This window comes from Rahnella sikkimica, assembly GCF_002951615.1.
Lineage (GTDB): Bacteria > Pseudomonadota > Gammaproteobacteria > Enterobacterales > Enterobacteriaceae > Rahnella > Rahnella sikkimica.
In genome coordinates this window covers 927,722-949,921 of record NZ_CP019062.1, presented here as the reverse complement: position 1 = coordinate 949,921, position 22,200 = coordinate 927,722, and the positions used below count along the sequence as shown (strand labels likewise).

Genomic DNA, 22,200 nt, shown 5'->3' with positions numbered 1-22,200 from the left:
AGTCATTATGAAAGCGATAAAAACCGCCAGTAAAACGGCGTATTACAAAATGAGCAGCTTTATATTTCTCTACTTTTTCACCTGGTCTTCCAGCTTCGGGCTTTACGCCTTATGGCTCGGCCAGAAAGCCGGGCTGGACAGCGTCACCATCGGCACGGTCTTTGCGGTTAACGGCGTGTTCGCGGTGATCATGAAACCGGTCTACGGCTACATCATGGACAAGATCGGCATGAGCAAATCCCTGCTCTATTTTGTCGTGCTGGTGTCGGCCCTGATGGCCCCCTTCTTTATCTTCGTGTATCAGCCGCTGCTCGACAGCCATCTGATGGCCGGGATTGTCGCCGGCGCACTGTATCTGAGCCTCGGCTGGTACGCCGGTGTGGCGGCGTCGGAATCTTATGCCGACCGCTTCAGCCGCCTGTATCACATGGAATTCGGCCAGGTGCGGATGTGGGGGTCGCTTGGCTGGGCGCTCGCCGCCTCGTTTTCCGGCGTGCTGTTTAATCTGTCTCCGGCCTGGAACTTTGGCCTGAGCAGCGCGACGTCGCTGGTGATGCTGGTGGTGCTGTTATCGCTGAAAATTGGTGATGAAGAACTCAAAGACAATGATGTGATTTCCCAGCAAAAAATCATGTTCAGCGATGTGATTTTACTGCTGAAAAACCGCAAATTCTGGATGTTCTCGCTGTATGTCGCCGGGGTCGCGTGGATGATGTTTGTCGCCGAACAACAGTTCTCGCGCTACTTCGTCACCTTCTTCGATACCAAAGAGCAAGGCAACGCGTGGTACGGCTATCTGAGCACCGTGCAGTCCGGACTTGAGTTTCTGATGATGATGGTGATCCCGTTCCTGGTGAACTATTTCGGCGCGAAAAAGAGCCTGCTGCTGGTCGGCGTGCTGGTCGGGCTGCGCCTGATCGCCTCCGGGCTGACCAGCGATCCGCTGCTGATTTCCATTATCAAACCGTTCTACGGGCTGGAAATCGCGCTGCTGCTGGTGTCGGTCTTCAAATACATCGCCGAGCATTTCAGCAAACGCGTGAACGCCACTATGTATCTGCTCGGCTATCAGGCGATGATTTACGTCGGTTCCATCGTCGTCGCCCCGCCAGCCGGATACTTCTACGACCGCATCGGTTTCGAACATACCTATCTGTTTATGGGCGGCATCGCGCTGTGCTTTACTCTGATTTCCGCCTTTACGTTATCCGCCTGCCAGAGCCTGCGTTCCGGCGCACCTGCGCCAGTTCAAGCGTTTGAAAAAAGTGCTGAGCTTGCCCCGCTGAAACGCTGAAATTTTTAATAAGGAAGAAAAGGTAATGATGAACATCGCAAAAGAGACGTTACGCCCTGTCGAACTGAATCAGCTGGACCGCATTGCTTTCGCGCAAAAAATGCAGCGCGCCCGCGAAACAGTATTAAGCAAAATCTCGCGCAATCTGGACAAATTCGGCGATAAATTCCCGGCGGAAAACTGCGAAAAAAGCCATTATCCGCTGACCGGTAATGTGGAATGGACCCCCAGTTTCTGGACAGGACAACTGTGGCTGGCGTGGGAAATGACCGGCGATCACCGTTATCGCGTGGCGGCTGAAAAACAGGTGACATCTTTCGGCAACCGCATCGCTAACCGGATTGATACCGCAACGCACGATCTCGGATTTCTTTACAGCCTGTCGTGCGTGAGTGCCTTTAAGCTGACCGGTAACCGTCAGGCGCGCGGTTTTGCGCTGCTGGCCGCTGAGGCGCTGATGGAGCGCTTCAACACACGGGCCAAAATCATTCAGGCCTGGGGAGATCTGAACGATCCGGAACAGGCCGGGCGCATGATTATCGACTGCAATATGAATCTGCCGCTGCTCTACTGGGCCAGTGAACAAACCGGCGAGCCACGCTTTGCCGACGCCGCGCGCGCCCATGCGGAACAGGCGGCGAAGTATATCGTCCGTCCGGATGCCTCAACGTATCACACGTTTTATATGGATACGGCAACCGGCGAGCCGCGCTTTGGCAATACCCATCAGGGGTATGCCGACGATTCCTGCTGGTCACGCGGGCAGGCCTGGGGAATTTACGGTTTCCTGCTCAGCTACCGTTACACCGGCGACGCACAACAGGTCGAGCTGTCACGGCGTCTGGCACATTATTTCCTCAACCGGCTGCCGGAAGATGACGTATGTCACTGGGATCTGGCGCTGCTGGGCACGGATGCGGTACGTGACAGTTCGGCGGCGGCGATTGCGGTCTGTGGATTACTGGAGCTGGCGATCACCCTGCCCGCCACGGACGATAAACGTGCCAGTTATGAAGAGATGGCGCTGCGCATTATGGATTCCCTGACGGATCATTATCTGGCGGGCACTCAGGAAGATTGTGACGGATTGCTTAAGCATTCTGTTTATCACATGGGCAGCGGCAAAGGCGTGGACGAGTGTTGCAGCTGGGGGGATTACTTTTACGTGGAGGCGCTGACACGCCTGACGCAGTGCTGGCAATCTTACTGGTAAAAGTTCTGACGCAGCGTTTGCGCGCTGCGTCAGGTTTTATTGCCATTTTTCAATCGTGAATTATTTTTAAGGATAATGCAGATCATCATTTCCCGGCGAACAGTTCCGCTGTGTTACCGTAACACGTCCGTAAACCAACACATCTTGTATGTCATTACATCCATTAGGAATAGTCTTAGTTTATTTTATTTTTTTGATCAGTATCAAAGTTCAACATGACATAAACCAAATTAATCTAAGCCCTTATCCCCGTGAGTCCGCAAAAAATAAGGCTTCCACGCTGACGTTTTTCATGCAAAAAGTAGACTCAGCACGCTAATGTTTTACGTTGTGCTTTTACTACCGCATCCAATCATTATGCAGAACAAGGACGTCCTATGAGGACTCACCATGCAAACGATAATCTTGGATCCATGCAGGTATACACGTCTTGGCCTGCAGCAATTTCTCACCAGCGAACGACAGATCACAGACGTTGAACACTTTGATCAGCTTCAGGCAGGATGTGCAAAACTGAATCCCTCCGTGGTATTTATTAATGAGGATTGCATGTCTTCGCATTCGGACAATAAAGAACGTCTGGGCGCACTGATCACCGAATACCCCGACACGCTGTTTTTTATTTTTATGTCACGCACCCGTATTCATTTTGAAGAATATATTTTCGTTCGTAAGAACGTCATTATCACCTCGAAATCGATTAAAGCTGAAACGCTCAAACAACTGCTAAATCATCCGTCACTGCCTCAGGCACAAAACCCCGCCAGCTGTGCCGTGCTGGATATACGGCCTGTTATGCTCAGCCGCTCAGAATCCGCCATGCTGAAAATGTGGATGTCAGGCAACGGAACGATTGAAATATCCGATAAATTGCAAATCAAAACCAAAACGGTGTCTTCATACAAAGGAAATATTAAACGGAAGATTAAATCACCGAACAAACATATTATTTATCACGTCGTCCGTTTGTGCGATCAGCTCAACAACGGCATCTACGCGAATTAACGTTTCCCACCTCGGGTTCAGGCTACAGGCTGAGCGTGCGCTTCGCCTGTAGCAACCTACATAAATCTCAAAATGCGATCCAGCTCTCATATAAAAATTGAATCCTTGCCGTGAAATGCCGATGTCCTTTCTATGGCGTTTTCATTTCGTCACGGCCGGACTTGCCACGCGGCAATGCCTTTATCGCTGTTAATCACCGCCGGGAACAGGCGGTATGCAGGATCAATTGAGCGGAACAACATTAAATGGATACTCCTACATTCACGACAACGCGCACCTCTTTTATCAGTAATATCCGACTTATCACCCTGATTAGCCTGATCCTCACCGGGATCCTCTTCCTGTTTGCCCTGTCCATCGGGACATCCGGTTTCTTTTTAAAGCAGAGTAATGCGGCGCTGGCGAATGCCACGCAGGAATTGCAGATCCGTCTCGCGCTGTCGAACAGCTCCAACCATTTACGCACCGCACGGTTATTACTGATTCAGGCGGCGGCCGCAGCCCGTATCGGCGATCAGGACGTGTTTAAACAAAACCTGACCGATGCAGCCAGCCGGATTAAGCAATCTCAGGCCAGTTTTGACAGCTATATTAACCGGCCTAATAAAACGGATAAGGATCTGGCGCTCGATGAACCGCTGAAACAAGCGTACAACGCCTATCTGACCAAAGGCATGGCACCGATGCTGGAATCCGCGCAGCAGGCACATTTCGAAGAAGTGATTTCGCAGGAAGCGGAAACCGTGCGCGGGCTGGATCAGGCTAACAATGCGCCATTACTGGCGGCGATTGCTTACCGCACCGAAACAGCCAATGCGATTAATGACAAGGCACAGCACAACGCGGTGCTCGGCTATATGCTGATGGGCGGCGGTTTTCTGATTGCGCTGGTGCTGACATTTATCACCTATCTGGTGATGCGCAAAGTCATCATCAATCCGCTGAATCGCCTGGTGTCGCGTATCCAGAAAATTTCTGAAGGCGATTTGACGCAACCGGCAGAAAGCAGCGGTCGCAACGAAATCGGCGTGTTAAGCAGTAATGTTGAGCAGATGCAAAGCTCGCTGTCTTCCACCGTCAGAACCGTGCGCGAAGGTGCTGTGTCGATTTATCAGGGTTCTACGGAAATTGCATCGGGCAACACCGATCTTTCTTCCCGCACCGAACAACAGGCCGCTGCGCTGGAAGAAACCGCCGCCAGCATGGAACAGCTGACCGCGACAGTGAAACAGAACTCCGAGAACGCCCATCACGCCAGCAAACTGGCAGCAGATGCCTCGAATAAAGCGCAGAAAGGCGGCGATATCGTGGCGGACGTGGTGACAACCATGGATAAAATTTCCCGCAGCTCATCCAAAATCGCTGAAATCACCACGGTGATTAACAGTATTGCCTTCCAGACCAACATTCTGGCGCTGAACGCCGCGGTCGAAGCCGCGCGTGCAGGCGAGCAAGGTCGCGGATTTGCCGTGGTGGCCAGCGAAGTACGCAACCTCGCGCAGCGCAGCGCACAGGCCGCCAAAGAAATCGAAGCGTTAATTGAAGAATCGGTGGATTACGTCGGCGAAGGCTGCATTCTGGTGGGCGATGCCGGGGATACGATGTCCGAAATCGTGACCGCCGTCAGCCATGTGACGGACATTATGGGCGAAATCGCCTCGGCGTCTGACGAACAAAGCCGTGGGATCAGCCAGGTGAGCCAGGCAGTTTCTGAGATGGACGGTGTCACCCAGCAGAACGCCGCGCTGGTGCAGGAAGCGTCCGCGGCCGCGGCATCACTGGAAGAACAGGCAGCGCGCTTAACGCAGGCCGTCGCGGTATTCCGTCTTGATGCGCATACACAAAATCCATCGGCAAAGCGCCAGCCGCCGGCGCGCGTACTGAAGTCCCCTGCTTCACGCACCACAAAAAACGCGAACGAAGCGCCAAACTGGGAAACATTCTGACCCGTCATCGCGCCGGATAGCGCGGATTAAAGACAAAAAAATACCGGTGCATTTGCGACCGGTATTTTTTTATTCTGAAGGCGTGTTAACAGGCGATTTATTCCGTGCCTTCACGCGGCTCAACGAATGTGCCGTCTTTGGTATCGCCTTCATTGAAGAACCATATGCCTGCCGGATAGTCTTCCAGCGACACCAGATACATGACGCCCTCGTAAAATTCCTCTACGGCTAATACTTTACCTTCGCGACGTGGGCCGCCATCGGTTTTCACTGTCACAAGATCATTAACTTTCATCAGGTTATCCCAGGGTTTTCAATTATCTTTATTGTAGTACAGACAGCCTCACAAAGGCACAGCGCATACGGGAAGTCGTGTTTAAAACAAGAAAATGACGCTGCATAACTAATTTGCATTTTCTTAACATTTTGATGCCAGAATCTTGACTTTCATTTCTTCTATACTGCCAGCGTGCTCACCCCCGAGGGAGTACATAATGAATGTCATAAGAAATATTTTTTGCCTGCCTCTGTGCGGGCATTTTTTTGCCTGCAATTCAGGGACTTTTTACGAAGATGGAAATGTTGCGGGGAGGTTTAGCGGGCTTGTGATGCGTTTTTCATAAACGACAGACGTAAAAAAACCCGCGCATGCGGGTTTTTGTCATCTTTGCAATCATCGCTGAAACAGCGAGAAAGCAAGATTAGATAGCGGTAACGTTAGCCGCAGACGGACCTTTAGCACCGTTCTCGATAGTGAACTGTACGTTCTGGCCTTCAGCCAGGGTCTTGAAACCTTGATCCTGGATAGCGGAGAAGTGTACGAACACATCTTTGCTGCCGTCAGCAGGAGTGATGAAGCCAAAGCCTTTAGACTCGTTAAACCACTTAACCTGACCTTTCATCATTGACATAAGAATTACCTTTTAAAAATAAATTTCGCCACCATGGGCATGTTATAGCCGGATTTCAGTCGTTACTTATGGAGGCACTAAGAAGGAAATTCGTCAGAGCAGGGTTATCATGGATAACGCTTTAAATTGGAACAACTTTACTCAGGATGTCGTGCATAAATAGGTCTGTACCACAGGCCGGTATGTATTTACTCATGACTGCCCTTTAATAGCAACTCTTTTTAATCCAATGCACGAGTAAAGTCTGAAATCAGCCAATTTATGTACCATGCAGTACAAATTACGTACAATTAACAGGCTATTTTTCAATAGGTTGGGTCTTTTCTGATGTCAGCACTGCGCCACAGTGCGCACAAAACTTAGCATCAATTTCATGGCCCGAATGCAGACAAGTCTGACAAGAACGGGCGGCACGCCCTTTTTCCAACTCTTGTGACATATAAGCCGTTAAAATCCCGGTCGGTACAGCGATGATGGAATAGCCCAGCAGGATAAGCACCGACGCCAGCATTCTGCCGATTGCCGTATGCGGCGTGATATCGCCGTAACCGACCGTGGTCAGCGTCACCACAGCCCAGTAAACCGACGTACCGAGCGAGGTAAATCCGTCCTGCCCGCCTTCTGCAGCAAACATCAGCCCGCCAAATAAACACAAGATGATCGCCACGAAGCCAAAAAAGATGCCCAGCTTGCGTTTCGCCCGCATCAGGCTGCGCCACAAAATCCCGGCGTCGCTCATATACCGCAGAAGTTTCAGCACGCGCAGGACGCGTAAAATCCTCAGCAACCGTATCAGTACGATCAGGTCAGTGGCCGTGCCAAAGGACGGGATCAGCCAGATGATGTACATCGGCAAGATCGTCAGCAAATCGATAATGCCGAAAAAACTCAGCGGATAACGCGTTTTACGCGGGGACGAAAACACCCGCAGAACGTATTCGACGGAAAACAGCGCCGTAAAGGCCGCTTCGGCCAGGCCGAACCGCCAGAGAATGTTGGGTGTATTGGGGAATAAATCCGTAGCGCTGGATTCAAAGAACAAAATAAACACGCTGAGTAGCGACGCCACGATCCAGAACGTTTCCATCCGGCGACCGCTGCGGGTGCGGTGCTCAAATAAAAGCGCGTAACATCTGCGCCGAGGGGAAGCCAGAAAACGAAAATCCTGTGACATAGTGAGCACCAGCAATAAACATAGCGAAAAGGATAAACGCTTTTCGTCGCGTCGCCTACCGCAGCCCGTGCCAAAAAAAACGCCGGTCACACAATGCCTTGAAAGACGGGGTGTGACCGGCGTTTATTGAAACGTAATGTGATGATGCGGGATATTAATCCATCAGTTCAGAGACAGCATTGCGGACGTAAGCCGTAATCTGCGCGACGTCTTCTGCGTCAGCGCTGCCGCCGCCAATGGATCGCACAGTGCTCTCCAGATGGCCAATATCCTGTTCAACTTTCTTCGCAATCTGCACTTTAACAATGGTGTCGACTGAAGAGATAAAAGCCCGCATCACGGCTTTCAGGGCGAAAATCTCACCGAAAGAGTCGTACGCAGGTTTGTCAGCGACTGCTGGTTGAGCCGCCCGTGGTGGCAAGTTTTTCAGCCTGTCCACATGTTCAATCATCAGATCCATATCTCTGATGAGTTCATCAAAACTCTTAGCCACTGGTTTTCCTTCGCCCGGCGAAAGGCAGCAGGATACCACCGCGCTTACAAGCCGAGAAGCCACAGAAATGCGTAAAGAGTAAATTTCGCCACAATGCGCCTGCCCTGCCGTTCGCAATGAACATCAGGAAAGGCGCATCAGGTCGCTATTTAATCAGATGGCTGATTATCCGGCGTTTTTCAGTGACGCCATGTCAACAACAAAGCGGTATTTCACGTCGCTTTTCAGCATACGTTCGTAAGCGCTATTGATGTCCTGCATGTCAATCATTTCAACATCACAAGAGATGTCGTGTTCGGCACAGAAATCCAGCATTTCCTGGGTTTCTGCGATGCCGCCGATCAGAGATCCGGCAACAGTTTTGCGGCCCATCACCAGTTTACCGCTGTGCAACGCAGGTTCGATTGGCTCAATCAAACCGACCAGAATATGCGTGCCGTCGCGTTTCAGGGTATCCAGATACGGGTTCAGATCATGCGAATTCGGCACGGTATCGAGGATGAAATCGAAGTGGCTTTTCACCGCCGCCATTTGTTCTGCATCGGTGGACAGCACAACGTGGTCCGCGCCCAGACGGTACGCTTCCTGCTCTTTGCCTTTAGAACGCGTGAACAGCGTGACATCTGCGCCCAGGGCTTTGGCAAATTTCAGGCCCATGTGGCCCAGACCGCCCAGACCGACGATGGCGACTTTATGGCCTTTTCCGACTTTCCAGTGCATCAGCGGGGAGTACGTGGTGATACCGGCGCACAGCAGCGGTGCAGCGGCTTTGATGTCCAGTTTTTCAGAAACGCGCAGAACGAATTTTTCTGAAACGACGATTTGTTCGGAGTAACCGCCGTAGGTCATCATATTGTCATGACGATCGTGGCTGTTATAGGTCATGGTCGCGCCTTCTTCACAGTACTGTTCCAGGCTTTCTGCGCAGGATTCACAGTGCTGACAAGAATCGACCATACAACCTACACCGACGGTATCACCCACTTTGAAGCCGGTGACTTTCGCGCCAACCTGCTTCACGCGGCCGATAATTTCGTGCCCCGGAACCATCGGATAAATGCTTTGATGCCATTCATTACGGGCCTGATGGATATCTGAATGGCAGACGCCGCAATACAGAATGTCGATAACAACGTCGGTATCACGCGGGTCACGGCGAACAAAATTATGAGGCGCAAGAGGCGCATCCGCTGAAAGTGCAGCGAAACCATGAACGTTAAAAGTCATTTTTTTCTCCTGATAGGCTAACGGAATACAGCATGCCGGTAAGAAACCGGCACCGCGAAAGTATGCCCCTTTACGATGACAGACAGGTATAACGATTCTCGCCATTACTTGCCTGAATCTGTTTTTTTCAGGATTTTTGGCTGAATACGAGGAGAGGGTGTAATGAGATGCGCATGAAAGGAACAACCGTGACGCCGCCAGCTTGCGACGTCACGTTAAAGCAAACTCAGATCAGGCCTGCGTCTTTCAGTTCGCTTTTCAAATAGGCGTAATAGATAGGGGCAGCGACCACGCCGGGAATACCAAAGGCGGCTTCAAACACCAGCATCGCCAGCAACACTTCCCAGGATTTCGCCTTGATACGGCCACCGACAATCCGCGCATTCAGGAAGTATTCCACTTTATGAATGATGATGAGATACCCCAGCACCAGCGCCCCGACCCACAGGGACAGCGAAAGCCCGACGATAAAAATCAGCGTATTCGAAATCAGATTCCCCACCACCGGCAGCAAACCGCAGACGAACGTCACGACGACCAGCGTTTTCGCCAGCGGCAGATGAATACCGAATAAGGGCAAAATCCCGAACAGGAACACGGCGGAAAGCACGGTATTGATCAGCGAAATCTGGAACTGCGCAAACACCACATTGCGGAAAGCGTCACTCAGTAAACGTACGCGCTGAAGCAACTCTTTTTTCAACGGCGCATGGTGTTCGCCCTGCGTGTGATGTTGAAGCGAAATGATCGCGCCGAGGATCATGCCGATCAGCATGGTGACGAAAACGTGCGCGGCGTTTTTACCAAACGTCTGAATCATCACGATGTGTTCACGCAACCATTGCAGGAAACTGCGCTGCAACTCTTCGATATTGGCAGGAAGATAATGCAGGAGCACCGGTGATAAGCGGCTTTGCGCATCTGTCAGCAATCGCGACACCATGGCGTTAAACGCCACCGGATTCTTCATGTCTTCCATCAGGAAATCGGCCAGCCCGGCGACGGCAATCGTCAGGAAGCTCACGACCACCGTGCTGATAAACGCCACCACCACCCAGCGCGCCCGTTCGCCGCTGATGATCTTCTGAAAATACGGCGTCAGTCCGTTGACCAGTTCATACACCAAAAAACCGGCGATAAAACATGCCAGTAAATGAAGAGGAAGAACCAATAAAAGCCCGCCCATCACAATGAATACACTGAGCCAGCGAATCTGATTCGATCTCACTATTTGCATTGCCTGCATCCTTAATCCTTTGAGTTCCGGTCATAACCCTGATGAATCACATCATAGCACTGAACCCGAACTTGTTAGCGGCTTACAGAACAATCAGAAAGGAAAACGGGGCCCATAAGCACCGGACATTCGGAGTCGTTTTGCAAAATATAATAAATGCCTTATGTTTAAAAATATCCCACGCGTTTTATTCTGTTATTTCCTTCCCGGCTATTTGAACCTGCGAAAAATATCCTTCCTTCCAGTTCATCCTATTGTTCAATGACATAAAAAATCCGCATCAGAATAATTCCCTCTGACGCCCCACGCCCGTATACCTTGCGTTCCCCCACACCACTTGTTACTTTCCGCCTCACGCATTTCTTATGCAAATCAGCACTAACTTATTACACGCAGTGATTACCTGCGTATTCCCATCGCAGAAATTCACCAAAAAAAATAAAGCAAACACAACATTATTGAGGGACAAATCATGTGGGTTTTAATTGGCATTCCGATCGTCGTGCTGGGTTTTGCGCTGCGGTTCAATCCATTATTAGTGGTCACGGTGGCGGGTATTTCCACCGGGCTGGCGGGCGGGATGCACACCGTCGAAATTATCAGTGCTTTCGGCAAGGCGTTCACCGATAACCGTTATATGGGCCTTATCTGGCTGACATTGCCGGTCATCGCCATTCTCGAACGCAGCGGCCTGAAAGAGCAGGCCAGACACCTGATTTCCAAAGTCCATGCGGCGACCACAGGCCGCGTGCTGATGTTGTACTTTTTCCTGCGCCAGATGACCGCCGCGCTGGGGCTGAATTCTCTGGGCGGACATGCCCAAATGGTGCGTCCGCTGATTGCGCCGATGGCCGAAGCCGCCGCCGTCACCCAATACGGTGATTTGCCTGAGGACGTGCGCCAGAAAATCCGTGCCCACGCCGCTGCTGCCGATAACGTCGCGGTATTTTTTGGCGAGGATATCTTTATCGCCGTGCAGTCGATTCTGCTGATTAAAGGTTTTCTGGAACAGTACGGCATTAACGTCGAGCCGCTGCACCTTTCCGTGTGGGCGATCCCGACCGCCATTGCGGCGCTGATTATCCACTTTATCCGGCTCTGGCTGCTCGACCGCTCGCTGGCAAAACGTTTTGATACGCAACACGGGAGTGCCGCGAAATGATCTCTTTGCAAACCGTGTACATCCTTGCCGGGCTAATGTTCTGCGCTTACGCCTTCTTCAACCTGCGCGACAAAAGCAATGCACGCCGCTACGTGAACGCGCTGTTCTGGGGCGTTTACGGCATCACGTTCCTGTTTGGCGGCGAATTGCCGCATTTCATCACCGGCTGTATGGCCATTCTCCTGGCGGTGATTGCTGGCACCGGCAAACTGGGTAAAGGGAAATCTGACAGCGAACAGCCTGAGCGGGTCGAAAAACGCGAAGCCGGTGCAAAGCGTTTCGGCAATAAGCTGTTTATCCCTGCCCTGCTCATTCCGATTGTGACGCTGATTGGCACGCTGACGCTGAAATACACGCCGCTGGTGGAAGCCAAAAACGTCACGCTGATTTCACTGGTGATCGGCACGCTGGTGGCGTTTATCGTCGCGCTGGTGATGCTGCGCGATTCGCCGGTTAAAGCCATTAAAGCGGGCGGTCAGACGATGGATACCGTCGGCTGGGCAGCAATTTTACCGCAAATGCTGGCCGCACTCGGCGCGTTGTTTGCGCTGGCAGGCGTCGGCGGCGTGGTGTCGGAGCTGGTCAAAAACATTATTCCGCTCGGCTCACCGCTGGCAATTGTGGTGGCGTACACCTTCGGTATGGCGCTGTTTACCATGATCATGGGCAACGGCTTTGCGGCGTTCCCTGTGATGACCGCCGGTATCGGCCTGCCGCTTATCGTCAATCAGCTCGGCGGCAACCCGGCGATTATGGGTGCTATCGGTATGCTTTCCGGCTTCTGCGGTACGCTGATGACGCCGATGGCGGCCAACTTTAATATCGTGCCTGCGGCGTTGCTCGAATTGCAGGATAAAAACGGCGTGATCAAGGCGCAGTGGAAAACCGGCGTTTTACTGCTGCTGGTTAACACCTCGTTCATGTACCTGTTTGTGTTCCGCTTCTGATAAGGCAATGAGATGACGATGACGACAACACTTTCGCCGGAAATGGCCTCGCGCTTTGCCTCGCTGGCGCTGAATCATTTGACGCGTGAGTTTCCGAATAAACTGATGCACGCCATGAGCAGCGCCGCAGACGCGCAGACGCCGCGCCAGCTGCACCCGATTTTCTATGGCAGCTACGACTGGCATTCCTGCGTTCACGGCTACTGGTTATTACTGCGTTTGCTGGATCGCTTTCCGGATTTACCGCAAGCCGAAGCGATTATTGCCGTGGTCAGCGCGCATTTCACCGACGAGAACGTGGCCGGTGAAATGGCCTATCTGCGCCAGCCTCAGCACGCCGGATTTGAACGGCCTTATGGCTGGGCCTGGTTTCTGGCGCTGACGCAGCAGTTACACGAAATGGCGTTGCCACAGTCGGCGCACTGGGCAAAAACGCTGGCACCGATGAGCCGGTTCTTTGAGAAAAGTTTTGCGGATTTTCTGCCGAAAGCCACCTATCCGCTGCGCGTCGGCAGCCATTTCAATACGGCCTTTGCGCTGGCACTGACGCTTGATTACGCCCGCCGCGTAAAGCATCACAAACTGGCGGAACTGATTGAGGAAACGGCGCTGCGCTGGCATCTGGAAGATGTTCATTGTCAGGCGTGGGAACCGGGCGGCGATGAATTTCTTTCGCCGTCGCTGATGGAGGCAGAGCTGATGCGCCGCGTGTTACCGGGCGACGCGTTTGTGACGTGGTTCGGGCGTTTCCTGCCGGACTTAGCGCACAGCCAGCCAGCAACGCTGTTCACGCCGGCCACGGTCACCGACCGCAGCGACGGGAAAATCGGCCATCTGGACGGGCTGAACCTGAGCCGCGCCTGGTGCCAGCGTTCCCTTGCGTCGGCATTACCGGCGGGCGATCCGCGCGCGGCGCTGCTGCGCCAGACGGCAGAAGCCCATCTGCACAGCGCGCTGGATCACCTCGACAGTACGTATATGGGCGAACACTGGCTGGCAACGTTTGCGCTTTTAGCCCTCGAAGCCTGACGGTTCAGTTTTCATCCGTTCAGCGGATAATACCGCGCGCTGAACGGGTGAAAAATTCATTGAAGCACTGCAATAAAGGGAATTCTGCACTCAGCCGCTGAATTTCCGTTTTCACTTCGTCTGCCGCCGCCTGCTGGTGATACAGCAAATCGTACAAATGCCGGATCACATTCTGCTGCGCGTCGTCAGCGGCGGCAAAAACCGTGGCCTGCTCATTAATCCCTTTCGGTACGGCGCGATTGCCTTGTGCCAGAATGTACGGCGGCACATCCTGCACCACACAGGTATTGGCCAGCAGATACGCGCCTGCGCCGACGATACAAAACTGATGCACCGCGCACATGGCCTCGATTCGCGCCGTATCGCCCAGTGTGACATGCCCCGCCAGCCCGCTGTTTTCACCGATAAATGTGTCGTTGCCGACCTGACAGTCATGCCCGATATGCACGCCGCCGTCGAAAACATTACGATGGCCGATCCGCGTAAAACCGCCGCCCTGCGCGGTGCCGCGATGAAAGGTTGCGTGGCGACCAATCTTGTTGTCGTCACCGATTTCCAGACCGGCGGCCTCACCGGCATATTTTAAATCCTGACTGACTTCCCCGATTGAAGATTCCATTCCTATCATGTTGTTACGCCCGATGCGTGTGTCGCCGTTAATCACGACGTGTGAGGCAACACGCGTTCCTTCCCCGATGTGAACACCGGCGGAAATAAAGCAAAAAGGCCCGATAACAACGTGCGGCCCGATAACGACACCGGGTTCTATGATACTGCTGGCCGCAATAGTGGCCGAAGATGAAATCAACGCGAACATCCTTCTGATAGCTGAGGCGCTATCAGTGGTGAATTAAACCTGTCGGGATTAATCAGAGAGGGGGGTCAAAATGAGCGGAGAAAAGGCACTCAGAGAGGTTTAAACGAAGTGGTTATTTAATGACCACACACTTCACCATGCCGCACAGCATAAGGGTTTAAGCCCGAAAAATCCGATAACTATATTTTATTTATTTTCTGAACCTTTTCTAAAAATGTGATTGGTAAAGGGAGTATCAGTATTTTGTTACAGTAGCATTAAGGCTTTCTTAAGCTTGCAGTTATATGATTCGCGCCAAATCATTTCTGCACGTTATGTTTCCATGACATTAACGCCAGCGACCTCAGCAAGTTGGGAGTTTTCATTGCGCTATTTATTGCCGAAGATCAGCTACTTTAAGCTGACCTTGCTTTTGACTCTGTATTTTACCTTTGTCGTTAACCTGCCCATTTTATTGCACTTTTACCGCATCCTTAATGCGTTGCCGGCCTACAATCTCTTATTTGCGCTGACGATCCCGGTGGCGCTTTTCGCCGCGCTGAACTTTGTGTTCACCCCGTTCAGTTTCCGCCCGCTGCTTAAGCCTTTCTTTATTATTGTGCTGCCGCTCAGTGCGCTGGCCAGTTTCGCGATGATGACTTATCAGGTGGTGTTTGACCGCGGCATGATCGAAAACATCATAGAAACCCAGTCCGCCGAAGCAACGTCTTACCTGAACCTGAAGGTGGTGCTGTGGTTTGTGTTCACCGGTATCCTGCCCGCTGTGCTGCTGTTTTTAACGCCCGTTGCGTATGAGAAAACCGCGCTGCGCCGTCTGGGCGTGCGTCTGGTGTCCATGGTCATTTCCCTGCTGGTGGTCGCGTCCATTGCCGGTATGTTCTACAAAGATTACGCTTCGGTGGGCCGCAACAACCGCACCCTGAATCTGGAAATCGTGCCGACGAATTACCTGTACAGCGCTTTCCAGTACATGAATCACCGCTATTTCACGCCAAAAGTGCCATTCCAGACGCTGGGCAACGATGCCAAACTGGTGCAGCAACCGGGACAGAAACCCAATCTGGTGTTCCTGATTGTGGGTGAAACCGCGCGTGCGCAAAACCAGTCGTCCAACGGCTATGCCAAACCGACCAATCAGTACACGCAGGCAATCCCGGATGTAGTGTATTTCAACAAAATGACGTCCTGCGGAACGGCGACGGCGATTTCCGTTCCCTGCATGTTCTCGAACATGAAGCGCACCGACTACGACGCCAACCGCGCACGTAACAGCGAAGGGTTACTGGATATTCTGCATAAATCCGGTGTTTCCGTTTTCTGGAAAGACAACGACGAAGGGTGTAAAGGCGTCTGCGACCGCGTGCCAAACGTCATTATCGACACCAAAAAAGACGGCAAATATTGCGATGGCGATACCTGTTACGACATGGCGCTAATGCAGAATATTGACGACGATATCCGCCCGGACGGCAAAAACACGCTGATCGCACTGCACCTGATTGGCAGCCACGGCCCGACGTATTACAAACGCTATCCGCCGGAATTCCGCAAGTTCGTGCCGGATTGCCCGCGTAGCGATATCGAAAACTGTTCGCAGGAACAGCTGGTGAATACCTACGATAACACCCTGCTCTACACCGATTATCTGGTGTCTCAGGTAATTGAAAAGGCGAAGCAGTATCAGGATAAGTACAACGTGGCGGTGATTTATCTTTCCGATCACGGCGAGTCTTTGGGTGAAAACGGTTTGTATCTGCACGGCACGCCCTACAGCGTGGCACCGGCCCAGCAGACGCACGTTCCGATGCTGTTCTGGCTGTCAGAGGGTTATACAAAGGCCCAGGGCATCGACCTGCAATGCCTGAAAGCCAGTGCGGCGAAAGACGATGTGTCGCAGGATAATCTGTTCCATACCGTGCTCAGCGTCATGAACGTGCAAACCACGGAACGCGACCCGCAGCTGGATATTCTTGCAGCCTGCAAAGCCCCGCACGCCTGACTTTCGCTTTAACCTGAGGGTTGCTGCCTGCTTCAGGGCAGCAACCCACATTCCGTCAGAATGCTTTTTGCCAGCGCGCTGACGGTCTGATCAAACCGTTCCGATTCATTATCCAGCGCCATATACAACGCCGTTTGCCGCACCGTTCTGGCCGATAACGCCAGACGACTCAGCTGGCCGTTATCCAGCGCGCTTTGCACCGTTTCCAGTGGCAGCCAGCCGTATCCGACCCCCACCGCAATCGCCTCCATCGCCGCGCCAACGGTGGTAAATGTCCAGTTCGCAATCGTCCCCGATGAATGATTATCGGTGCGTGGCAGATGCCGGTCCGCGACGCTGATCAGCGGGAACCGCGCCAGATCCTGCGCCGTCAACGGAACGGGAAGTTGCAGCAATGCATGATCGCTTTTCGCCACCGGCACAAAATCGACGTCCAGTAAAAAGCGCCCGTGTATCGCATTCTCCGGCGCCAGCGTGGTGATGTACAAATCCGCCGAACGCTCATTAAGTTGCGCAATGCTTTCGCCGCGCAGGATCTCTGTCAGATGTACGCGGGTATCCGGGAATTGCTGCTGAAACGCTTTCAGGGCGCGGAACAGACGATTTTTCGGAAACACGCTGTCCACCACCAGACTGAGTTCGGTGCGCACGCCGTCTTTCAAACCGGCGGCGCGATGCTCCAGTTGCAAAAAAGCCGTTATCAGCGGGCTGGCCTGAACCAGCAGCGCGCGCCCCTGCTCGGTCAGCACCGCCTTACGTCCGTGGATTTCCAGCAGTGACAACCCGAGCCGTTCCTGCAAACCGCTCAGTGCGTAACTGACCGATGACTGGCTGCGGTTCAGCACCTGCGCCGCCTGGGCATAACTGCCCTGCTCGATAACCGTTTGTAAGACCACCCATTGTTCGAGTGTTGTTCGCGGAAGTGCCATGGGATTTTCCTTTCTTAGGGATTTTCTCGGCATTAAACCGTTCTGATTTTCAGATGGTTTATATCGAAAACCAGCGTTTTTATATCTGATTTATGAAGTGTAATCTTCTTCTCAACGAAACGAAAACAAACGTTTCATCCCAACACTGAGTTAAGGAGAATGACAATGAGCAGCTTCGACAAACATGACCTGAGCGGTTTCGTGGGCAAACACGTTGTTTACACTTACGATAACGGCTGGAACTACGAAATTTATGTGAAAAACGCCGAAACGCTGGATTACCGCATTCACAGCGGCCTGGTCGGCAATCGCTGGGTGAAAGACCAGCGCGCGTATATCGTCCGTGTCGCGTCTGATGTCTACAAAATTTCATGGACTGAACCGACCGGCACCGACGTCAGCCTGATTGTGAATCTGGCCGACAACGTGTTCCACGGCACCATCTTCTTCCCGCGCTGGATCATGAACAATCCGGAAAAAACCGTCTGCTTCCAGAACGATCATATTCCGCTGATGAATTCATACCGCGACGCCGGGCCGGCGTATCCGACCGAAGTGATCGACGAATTCGCCACCATCACTTTTGTGCGTGACTGCGGCGCGGATAACGACAGCGTCATTGACTGCGCCGCCAGTGAATTACCGGCTAACTTCCCGGACAACCTGCGTTAACTCATTTCCCTGAGCCCATAAAAAAAGCCGCAGCGTGTTATGCACTGCGGCTTTTCTGTTTGTTTAATATCGCTGAAATCAGCGCGCCAGGGTTTTCAGCAACGCGGCGTTGAATTTCTCCGGTTCTTCCATCTGCGGCGCGTGCCCTAATCCGGTAAACTCAATCAGCTTCGCATGTGGGATCAGCTTCGCGGCTTGTTTACCCAGCACTTTGTAGTTGCCGATTTTCGCTTTCACCGCAGGCGGCGCGATATCGCTGCCAATAGCCGTCGTATCGGATGTCCCGATCATTAAAGTCGTCGGCACACGAATGTTTTTGAATTCGTAAAACACCGGCTGGGTGAAAATCATGTCGTAAATCAGCGCCGAGTTCCATGCCACCAGTTTATGCCCCGGCCCGTTGTTCAGCCCGGCCAGCATATCGACCCAGCGGTCATATTCCGGCTTCCACTTATTCACGTAATAGGTTTTCAGCTCGTACTGTTTAATGCTGTCCGCCGAGGTTTTCAGCTCACGGTCATACCACTGATCCACCGTCCGGTAAGGTACGCCTTTGGCTTTCCAGTCTTCCAGCCCGATCGGATTCACCAGCACCAGTTTTGACACTTCCGGCGCAAACATCAGGCTGTATCGGGTCGCCAGCATCCCGCCGGTGGAATGCCCGACAATCACCGCTTTCTTAATATTGAGGCTTTTCAGCAGGTCATGCGTGTTGTTCGCCAGTTGCTGGAAGCTGTACTGATAATGCCCCGGCTTGGTGGAGGAACAGAACCCAATCTGATCGGGCGCAATCACGCGATAACCTTTCAGCGCCAGCGCCCGGATGGTATCGCCCCAGGTGGCGGCGCAGAAATTCTTACCGTGCATCAGCACTACCGTCTGGCCATTTTTATGCCCGGTCGGCGCGACGTCGAGATACCCCATTTGCAGCGGCGCACCCTGCGAGGTAAAGGAATATTGTTTGACCGGATAAGGGTAATCAAAACCCTGTAATTGCGGACCGTAAGAAGGCGCGTCGGCCGCAAAAGCAGGCGCGGTCACGGAAAGGGTTAAAACAGCAGCGCAAAAGAGCAATTTCAAACGGGGAAACATCGTTCAGTCCTATTGTCGTTTATCGGACAGGCGGCTTAAAGTCTTATGCTACAAACTTTACCCCGCCAGGAATACCCGATAAAACCGAAACAGCACGAACTGATTTTAGTCTTTAGAGCCCTCAATAAACGGGGTATTGCGCTTGGGAAATTTGAATCATACAAAAAAAATTTGAACCCTGAAGCATTCATGATTTGCATCAAATGATTGTTAATCATCAGGATGCGCAATATCCTAAAATAACGCCGTCACAGTGTGTTGAGGCTTTATAGGTTATATTTACTGAACAAAACTTCTTTCCGTGGCTTTTAACTGGTGGATATCTCTTTGGCCCTGAATTGGTTAAACCGACCGCATATCAGAATTTGCCTGTCCGTACTGGCATTTTTTATTGTTGCCGCACTGGGAACGCTGGCCATTTCCTGGCAAACCTCACAGGGATTACGCCGGGATACCACCGCCAGCCTGGCGCAATCTGTCCGCCTCGTCGACATGACGCTCAATAACGCCTCGACCGCCGCCGATTCAGTACAAAATCTGGTCGGCAAAGAATGCGATCAAAACGTCATTCAGGCGTTGCGCTGGGAAGTCGCGCGGGTGCCGAACGTGCGTACCGTTAACCTTTATCGTGGCGATTCCATCTACTGCACTTCGCTGTTTGGTAAAAAATCGATTACGTTTCCACAGGGAAATACAACGGCGGGGAGTTGCTTCTGATGAGTGGCAACCCTGTTACGCCGGGCCATCCGCTGATTGCTTACCGCCGTGATATCAACGGCAACGGTGTACTGATTGGCGTGGATGGCTATTTCCTGCATAACATTCTGGATTTACTCAGCACGCACACCTATCTGGCGTTACAGGTAGGCGACCAGTGGATGGACAGCAAAGGTAAAATTCATCAGGGCGAAAACTGGCCGGACGGTGAACGGATAGCCCAGCATTCAGACCAATACCCTTATCAGATGAAACTGGTGATCCGTAACGGCGATCACTGGCGTTATATCTTTGATTACGCCACCGCCAGCCTGGTGCTTTTCCCGCTGCTCGGCGTATTCGTTGCCTTTATGACTTACATGTTGCTGGGCCGCTTCGGAGGTCCTGTTTCCGCGCTCAAAGATGCGCTGGCGAAAAAACAATTTATTCCCTTCCTGCAACCGGTGGTGGACGGCACTCACCACCAGCTCACCGGCTGCGAAGTGCTGATGCGCTGGCAGCATCCGCAATCGGGCCTGATCCCGCCGTATCAGTTCATTCCGCTGGCCGAAGAAAGCGGGCTGATTGTGCCGATGACCCGCCTGATGATGGCGCAGATTCGCGATCAGTTTGGCCCGCAGGCCACGCAACTGCCGGATGATTTCCATTTCGGTTTCAACATCTGCGCCGGACATTTCAAAGACCTGACGCTGGTGGAAGACTGCAAAGCGTTTCTGCACGCCTTTAAAGATAAACCGATCAAACTGGTGCTGGAGCTGACCGAACGCGAACTGATCGAATCGAGTGAAATCACCCACAGCCTGTTCGGTGCGCTGCGCAGAATGGGCGTACTGATTGCCATGGACGATTTTGGTACCGGTCATTCCAGCCTGACGTACCTGCAAAAATTCCACATCGACATCCTCAAAATCGACCAGAGCTTTATTGGCCGTATCGGGACGGACGCGCTGGCTGGGCATATCGTGGATAACGTGATTGATCTGGCGAAGCGTTTGCAGATGATCATTGTGGCGGAAGGGATTGAAACGCAGACGCAGATCGATTACCTGACGCCCTATCATCTGGAATATTTTCAGGGTTATTTTTTCGGAAAGCCGATGCCGACAACAGAATTTATGGAAAAATGGCTGTAACGATAACAGCCTGATGTTCTGCGACTAGAATAATAACGTGAGCTACGTCTTATAAGGTGCGCGCGCTTTTTGCTAAAAATCCGCTGATGTGTAACATCCACTGAGACTCACCCCGGCAGGACGCTAACTCGTTGAAGTTACATGTATTGACGTAGTTTACCATTGGACCCTGCTGAAAATTCGAATGATCACTTTGCGAGCAAGATGATGATTAAGTGGCCGTGGAAAGCGAATGACCTGAAAATTGAAAAATCGGACGCGTGGAATGACGCTCTGAATATCCCGCTATTATCTTCCCTTAACGAGAAGGAAAAACAGCGGCTGGTTCAGGTCGCCAGTCAGTTGCTGACGCAAAAGCGGCTGGTTCCGTTGCAGGGCATCGAACTGACAGAACAGATGCAGGCGCGCATCGCCCTGCTGTTTGCCCTGCCGGTGATGGAACTGGGCGCATCCTGGCTCGATGGTTTTCATGAGATTCTGCTCTACCCTTCCCCTTTCGTCGTCGATTCCCCGTGGCAGGATGAAAACGGTCTGGTTCACGCCGGTTCGCAAATCCATGCCGGACAAAGCTGGGATCAGGGCCCGATTGTGCTTAACTGGCAGGACATCGAAGATTCGTTCGATAACTCCGGTTTCAATCTGGTGATCCACGAAGCGGCGCATAAACTCGATATGCGCAACGGCGGCGAAGTCAGCGGCATTCCGCCGATATCGCTGCGTGATGTGGTGGCGTGGGAACATGATTTGCAGGCCGCCATGCAAAACCTGCAAGATGAGATCGACACCGTCGGCGAAGAAGCCGCCAGCATGGACGCCTACGCCGCGACCGATCCGGCAGAATGCTTTGCGGTGTTATCGGAATACTTTTTTAGTGCGCCAGAACTGCTTTCGGAACGTTTTCCACTGGTATACGGTCATTTCACACGTTTTTACCAGCAGGACCCGCTGGCAAGGCAACTTCGCGGTCAGCGCTGCGATTGTTAACCCGCGTGATCCGTGGCGATTTTCAGTGGAAAAGTCCTGTTTTATCGCCGCATTGATTAGTTGCTGAGCAGTCGGCGGGTTTTCGCAAATTTAGCGTTGACACTCCGCGCCCCTCTGGATAACATTCGCCCCGTTCAAACGATTCCTCTGTAGTTCAGTCGGTAGAACGGCGGACTGTTAATCCGTATGTCACTGGTTCGAGTCCAGTCAGAGGAGCCA

Annotated in this window: 21 protein-coding genes and 1 tRNA gene; 13 read left to right on the top strand and 9 right to left on the bottom strand. The window is 52.4% G+C overall.

From position 1 onward, the window contains the following. Window positions 1-7 precede the first annotated feature (7 nt). From BV494_RS04255 to BV494_RS04240, 4 genes are all read left to right on the top strand, one after another. Window positions 8-1,294 carry an oligosaccharide MFS transporter gene (locus tag BV494_RS04255; protein ID WP_104921727.1) on the top strand — a complete coding sequence of 429 codons (1,287 nt, stop codon included), beginning with the start codon at window positions 8-10 and terminating at the stop codon, window positions 1,292-1,294. 25 nt (window positions 1,295-1,319) lie between these two features. Next, a complete protein-coding gene (locus BV494_RS04250; protein WP_104921726.1) occupies window positions 1,320-2,507 on the top strand; it encodes a glycoside hydrolase family 88 protein in 1,188 nt (395 codons plus the stop codon). Window positions 2,508-2,897: 390 nt separating this feature from the next. Then, window positions 2,898-3,512 (top strand): transcriptional regulator RcsA, encoded by a 615-nt coding sequence (rcsA, locus tag BV494_RS04245; RefSeq protein WP_104921725.1) that lies wholly within the window; start codon window positions 2,898-2,900, stop codon window positions 3,510-3,512. Window positions 3,513-3,757: 245 nt separating this feature from the next. Further along, window positions 3,758-5,458: a methyl-accepting chemotaxis protein gene (locus BV494_RS04240; protein WP_104921724.1), complete on the top strand. Its 1,701-nt coding sequence runs from the start codon at window positions 3,758-3,760 to the stop codon at window positions 5,456-5,458. A 97-nt stretch (window positions 5,459-5,555) separates the two neighbouring features. Here BV494_RS04240 and dsrB read toward each other — a convergent pair whose 3' ends face one another. The 6 genes from dsrB to BV494_RS04210 form a co-directional block, all read right to left on the bottom strand. Further along, complete coding sequence (dsrB, locus tag BV494_RS04235) at window positions 5,556-5,753, bottom strand: protein DsrB (RefSeq protein WP_104921723.1); 198 nt, start codon at window positions 5,751-5,753, stop codon at window positions 5,556-5,558. 406 nt (window positions 5,754-6,159) lie between these two features. Next, window positions 6,160-6,369, bottom strand: coding sequence for a transcription antiterminator/RNA stability regulator CspE (cspE, locus tag BV494_RS04230; RefSeq protein ID WP_013575246.1), 210 nt, complete (start codon window positions 6,367-6,369; stop codon window positions 6,160-6,162). A 298-nt stretch (window positions 6,370-6,667) separates the two neighbouring features. Next, window positions 6,668-7,456, bottom strand: coding sequence for an ion transporter (locus BV494_RS04225; RefSeq protein WP_226790019.1), 789 nt, complete (start codon window positions 7,454-7,456; stop codon window positions 6,668-6,670). A gap of 241 nt (window positions 7,457-7,697) precedes the next feature. After that, window positions 7,698-8,036 (bottom strand): hypothetical protein, encoded by a 339-nt coding sequence (locus BV494_RS04220; protein ID WP_104921721.1) that lies wholly within the window; start codon window positions 8,034-8,036, stop codon window positions 7,698-7,700. A gap of 165 nt (window positions 8,037-8,201) precedes the next feature. Next, window positions 8,202-9,263: an NAD(P)-dependent alcohol dehydrogenase gene (locus BV494_RS04215; RefSeq protein WP_104921720.1), complete on the bottom strand. Its 1,062-nt coding sequence runs from the start codon at window positions 9,261-9,263 to the stop codon at window positions 8,202-8,204. Between the two features lie 226 nt (window positions 9,264-9,489). Then, window positions 9,490-10,500: an AI-2E family transporter gene (locus tag BV494_RS04210; RefSeq protein ID WP_104924690.1), complete on the bottom strand. Its 1,011-nt coding sequence runs from the start codon at window positions 10,498-10,500 to the stop codon at window positions 9,490-9,492. A 472-nt stretch (window positions 10,501-10,972) separates the two neighbouring features. Here BV494_RS04210 and BV494_RS04205 point away from each other — a divergent pair, with 472 nt between their 5' ends. Genes BV494_RS04205 through BV494_RS04195 form a run of 3 tightly spaced genes read left to right on the top strand, consistent with a single transcriptional unit; the run spans window position 10,973 to window position 13,638 of the window. Continuing rightward, window positions 10,973-11,662 (top strand): DUF969 domain-containing protein, encoded by a 690-nt coding sequence (locus BV494_RS04205; RefSeq protein ID WP_104921719.1) that lies wholly within the window; start codon window positions 10,973-10,975, stop codon window positions 11,660-11,662. Then, entirely contained in the window at window positions 11,659-12,609 is a 951-nt protein-coding gene (locus BV494_RS04200) for a DUF979 domain-containing protein (RefSeq protein ID WP_104921718.1), read from the top strand. The genes BV494_RS04205 and BV494_RS04200 overlap by 4 nt, the downstream gene beginning before the upstream one ends. A 12-nt stretch (window positions 12,610-12,621) precedes the next feature. Next, window positions 12,622-13,638: a DUF2891 domain-containing protein gene (locus tag BV494_RS04195; RefSeq protein ID WP_439958374.1), complete on the top strand. Its 1,017-nt coding sequence runs from the start codon at window positions 12,622-12,624 to the stop codon at window positions 13,636-13,638. A 19-nt stretch (window positions 13,639-13,657) separates the two neighbouring features. Here the strand turns inward: BV494_RS04195 and lpxA are convergent, their stop codons facing one another. After that, on the bottom strand, window positions 13,658-14,446 hold the full coding sequence (gene lpxA / locus BV494_RS04190; protein ID WP_226790018.1) for an acyl-ACP--UDP-N-acetylglucosamine O-acyltransferase: 789 nt from the start codon (window positions 14,444-14,446) through the stop codon (window positions 13,658-13,660). Window positions 14,447-14,819: 373 nt separating this feature from the next. Here lpxA and BV494_RS04185 point away from each other — a divergent pair, with 373 nt between their 5' ends. Beyond that, window positions 14,820-16,454, top strand: coding sequence for a phosphoethanolamine transferase (locus BV494_RS04185; RefSeq protein WP_104924688.1), 1,635 nt, complete (start codon window positions 14,820-14,822; stop codon window positions 16,452-16,454). A 32-nt stretch (window positions 16,455-16,486) separates the two neighbouring features. Here BV494_RS04185 and BV494_RS04180 read toward each other — a convergent pair whose 3' ends face one another. Beyond that, window positions 16,487-17,383 carry a LysR family transcriptional regulator gene (locus BV494_RS04180; protein ID WP_104921716.1) on the bottom strand — a complete coding sequence of 299 codons (897 nt, stop codon included), beginning with the start codon at window positions 17,381-17,383 and terminating at the stop codon, window positions 16,487-16,489. A 165-nt stretch (window positions 17,384-17,548) separates the two neighbouring features. On the opposite strand from BV494_RS04180, the gene BV494_RS04175 reads away from it, so the two are divergent. Further along, window positions 17,549-18,055, top strand: a complete 507-nt coding sequence (locus tag BV494_RS04175; RefSeq protein WP_104921715.1) for a phenolic acid decarboxylase — start codon at window positions 17,549-17,551, stop codon at window positions 18,053-18,055. Window positions 18,056-18,133: 78 nt separating this feature from the next. Here BV494_RS04175 and BV494_RS04170 read toward each other — a convergent pair whose 3' ends face one another. Next, window positions 18,134-19,147 (bottom strand): alpha/beta fold hydrolase, encoded by a 1,014-nt coding sequence (locus BV494_RS04170; RefSeq protein ID WP_104921714.1) that lies wholly within the window; start codon window positions 19,145-19,147, stop codon window positions 18,134-18,136. A 327-nt stretch (window positions 19,148-19,474) separates the two neighbouring features. On the opposite strand from BV494_RS04170, the gene BV494_RS26255 reads away from it, so the two are divergent. The 4 genes from BV494_RS26255 (at window position 19,475) to BV494_RS04155 (ending at window position 22,200) form a co-directional block, all read left to right on the top strand. Beyond that, complete coding sequence (locus BV494_RS26255; RefSeq protein ID WP_255414944.1) at window positions 19,475-19,864, top strand: CSS-motif domain-containing protein; 390 nt, start codon at window positions 19,475-19,477, stop codon at window positions 19,862-19,864. After that, window positions 19,864-20,997, top strand: a complete 1,134-nt coding sequence (locus tag BV494_RS26025) for an EAL domain-containing protein (RefSeq protein ID WP_255414943.1) — start codon at window positions 19,864-19,866, stop codon at window positions 20,995-20,997. Before BV494_RS26255 ends, BV494_RS26025 begins: the two co-directional genes overlap by 1 nt. 207 nt (window positions 20,998-21,204) lie before the next feature. Continuing rightward, on the top strand, window positions 21,205-21,981 hold the full coding sequence (gene mtfA / locus BV494_RS04160; protein ID WP_104921713.1) for a DgsA anti-repressor MtfA: 777 nt from the start codon (window positions 21,205-21,207) through the stop codon (window positions 21,979-21,981). A 143-nt stretch (window positions 21,982-22,124) separates the two neighbouring features. Next, a tRNA-Asn gene (locus tag BV494_RS04155) sits at window positions 22,125-22,200 on the top strand.

Bases quoted from the DNA above. Each gene is read 5' to 3' on its own strand.
- BV494_RS04255 (WP_104921727.1), top strand. From the start codon at position 8: ATGAAAGCGATAAAAACCGCCAGTAAAACGGCGTATTACAAAATGAGC.
- BV494_RS04250 (WP_104921726.1), top strand. From the start codon at position 1,320: ATGATGAACATCGCAAAAGAGACGTTACGCCCTGTCGAACTGAATCAG.
- rcsA (WP_104921725.1), top strand. From the start codon at position 2,898: ATGCAAACGATAATCTTGGATCCATGCAGGTATACACGTCTTGGCCTG.
- BV494_RS04240 (WP_104921724.1), top strand. From the start codon at position 3,758: ATGGATACTCCTACATTCACGACAACGCGCACCTCTTTTATCAGTAAT.
- dsrB (WP_104921723.1), bottom strand. From the start codon at position 5,753: ATGAAAGTTAATGATCTTGTGACAGTGAAAACCGATGGCGGCCCACGT.
- cspE (WP_013575246.1), bottom strand. From the start codon at position 6,369: ATGTCAATGATGAAAGGTCAGGTTAAGTGGTTTAACGAGTCTAAAGGC.
- BV494_RS04225 (WP_226790019.1), bottom strand. From the start codon at position 7,456: ATGGAAACGTTCTGGATCGTGGCGTCGCTACTCAGCGTGTTTATTTTG.
- BV494_RS04215 (WP_104921720.1), bottom strand. From the start codon at position 9,263: ATGACTTTTAACGTTCATGGTTTCGCTGCACTTTCAGCGGATGCGCCT.
- BV494_RS04210 (WP_104924690.1), bottom strand. From the start codon at position 10,500: ATGCAAATAGTGAGATCGAATCAGATTCGCTGGCTCAGTGTATTCATT.
- BV494_RS04205 (WP_104921719.1), top strand. From the start codon at position 10,973: ATGTGGGTTTTAATTGGCATTCCGATCGTCGTGCTGGGTTTTGCGCTG.
- BV494_RS04200 (WP_104921718.1), top strand. From the start codon at position 11,659: ATGATCTCTTTGCAAACCGTGTACATCCTTGCCGGGCTAATGTTCTGC.
- BV494_RS04195 (WP_439958374.1), top strand. From the start codon at position 12,622: ATGACGATGACGACAACACTTTCGCCGGAAATGGCCTCGCGCTTTGCC.
- BV494_RS04180 (WP_104921716.1), bottom strand. From the start codon at position 17,383: ATGGCACTTCCGCGAACAACACTCGAACAATGGGTGGTCTTACAAACG.
- BV494_RS04175 (WP_104921715.1), top strand. From the start codon at position 17,549: ATGAGCAGCTTCGACAAACATGACCTGAGCGGTTTCGTGGGCAAACAC.
- BV494_RS04170 (WP_104921714.1), bottom strand. From the start codon at position 19,147: ATGTTTCCCCGTTTGAAATTGCTCTTTTGCGCTGCTGTTTTAACCCTT.
- BV494_RS26025 (WP_255414943.1), top strand. From the start codon at position 19,864: ATGAGTGGCAACCCTGTTACGCCGGGCCATCCGCTGATTGCTTACCGC.
- mtfA (WP_104921713.1), top strand. From the start codon at position 21,205: ATGATTAAGTGGCCGTGGAAAGCGAATGACCTGAAAATTGAAAAATCG.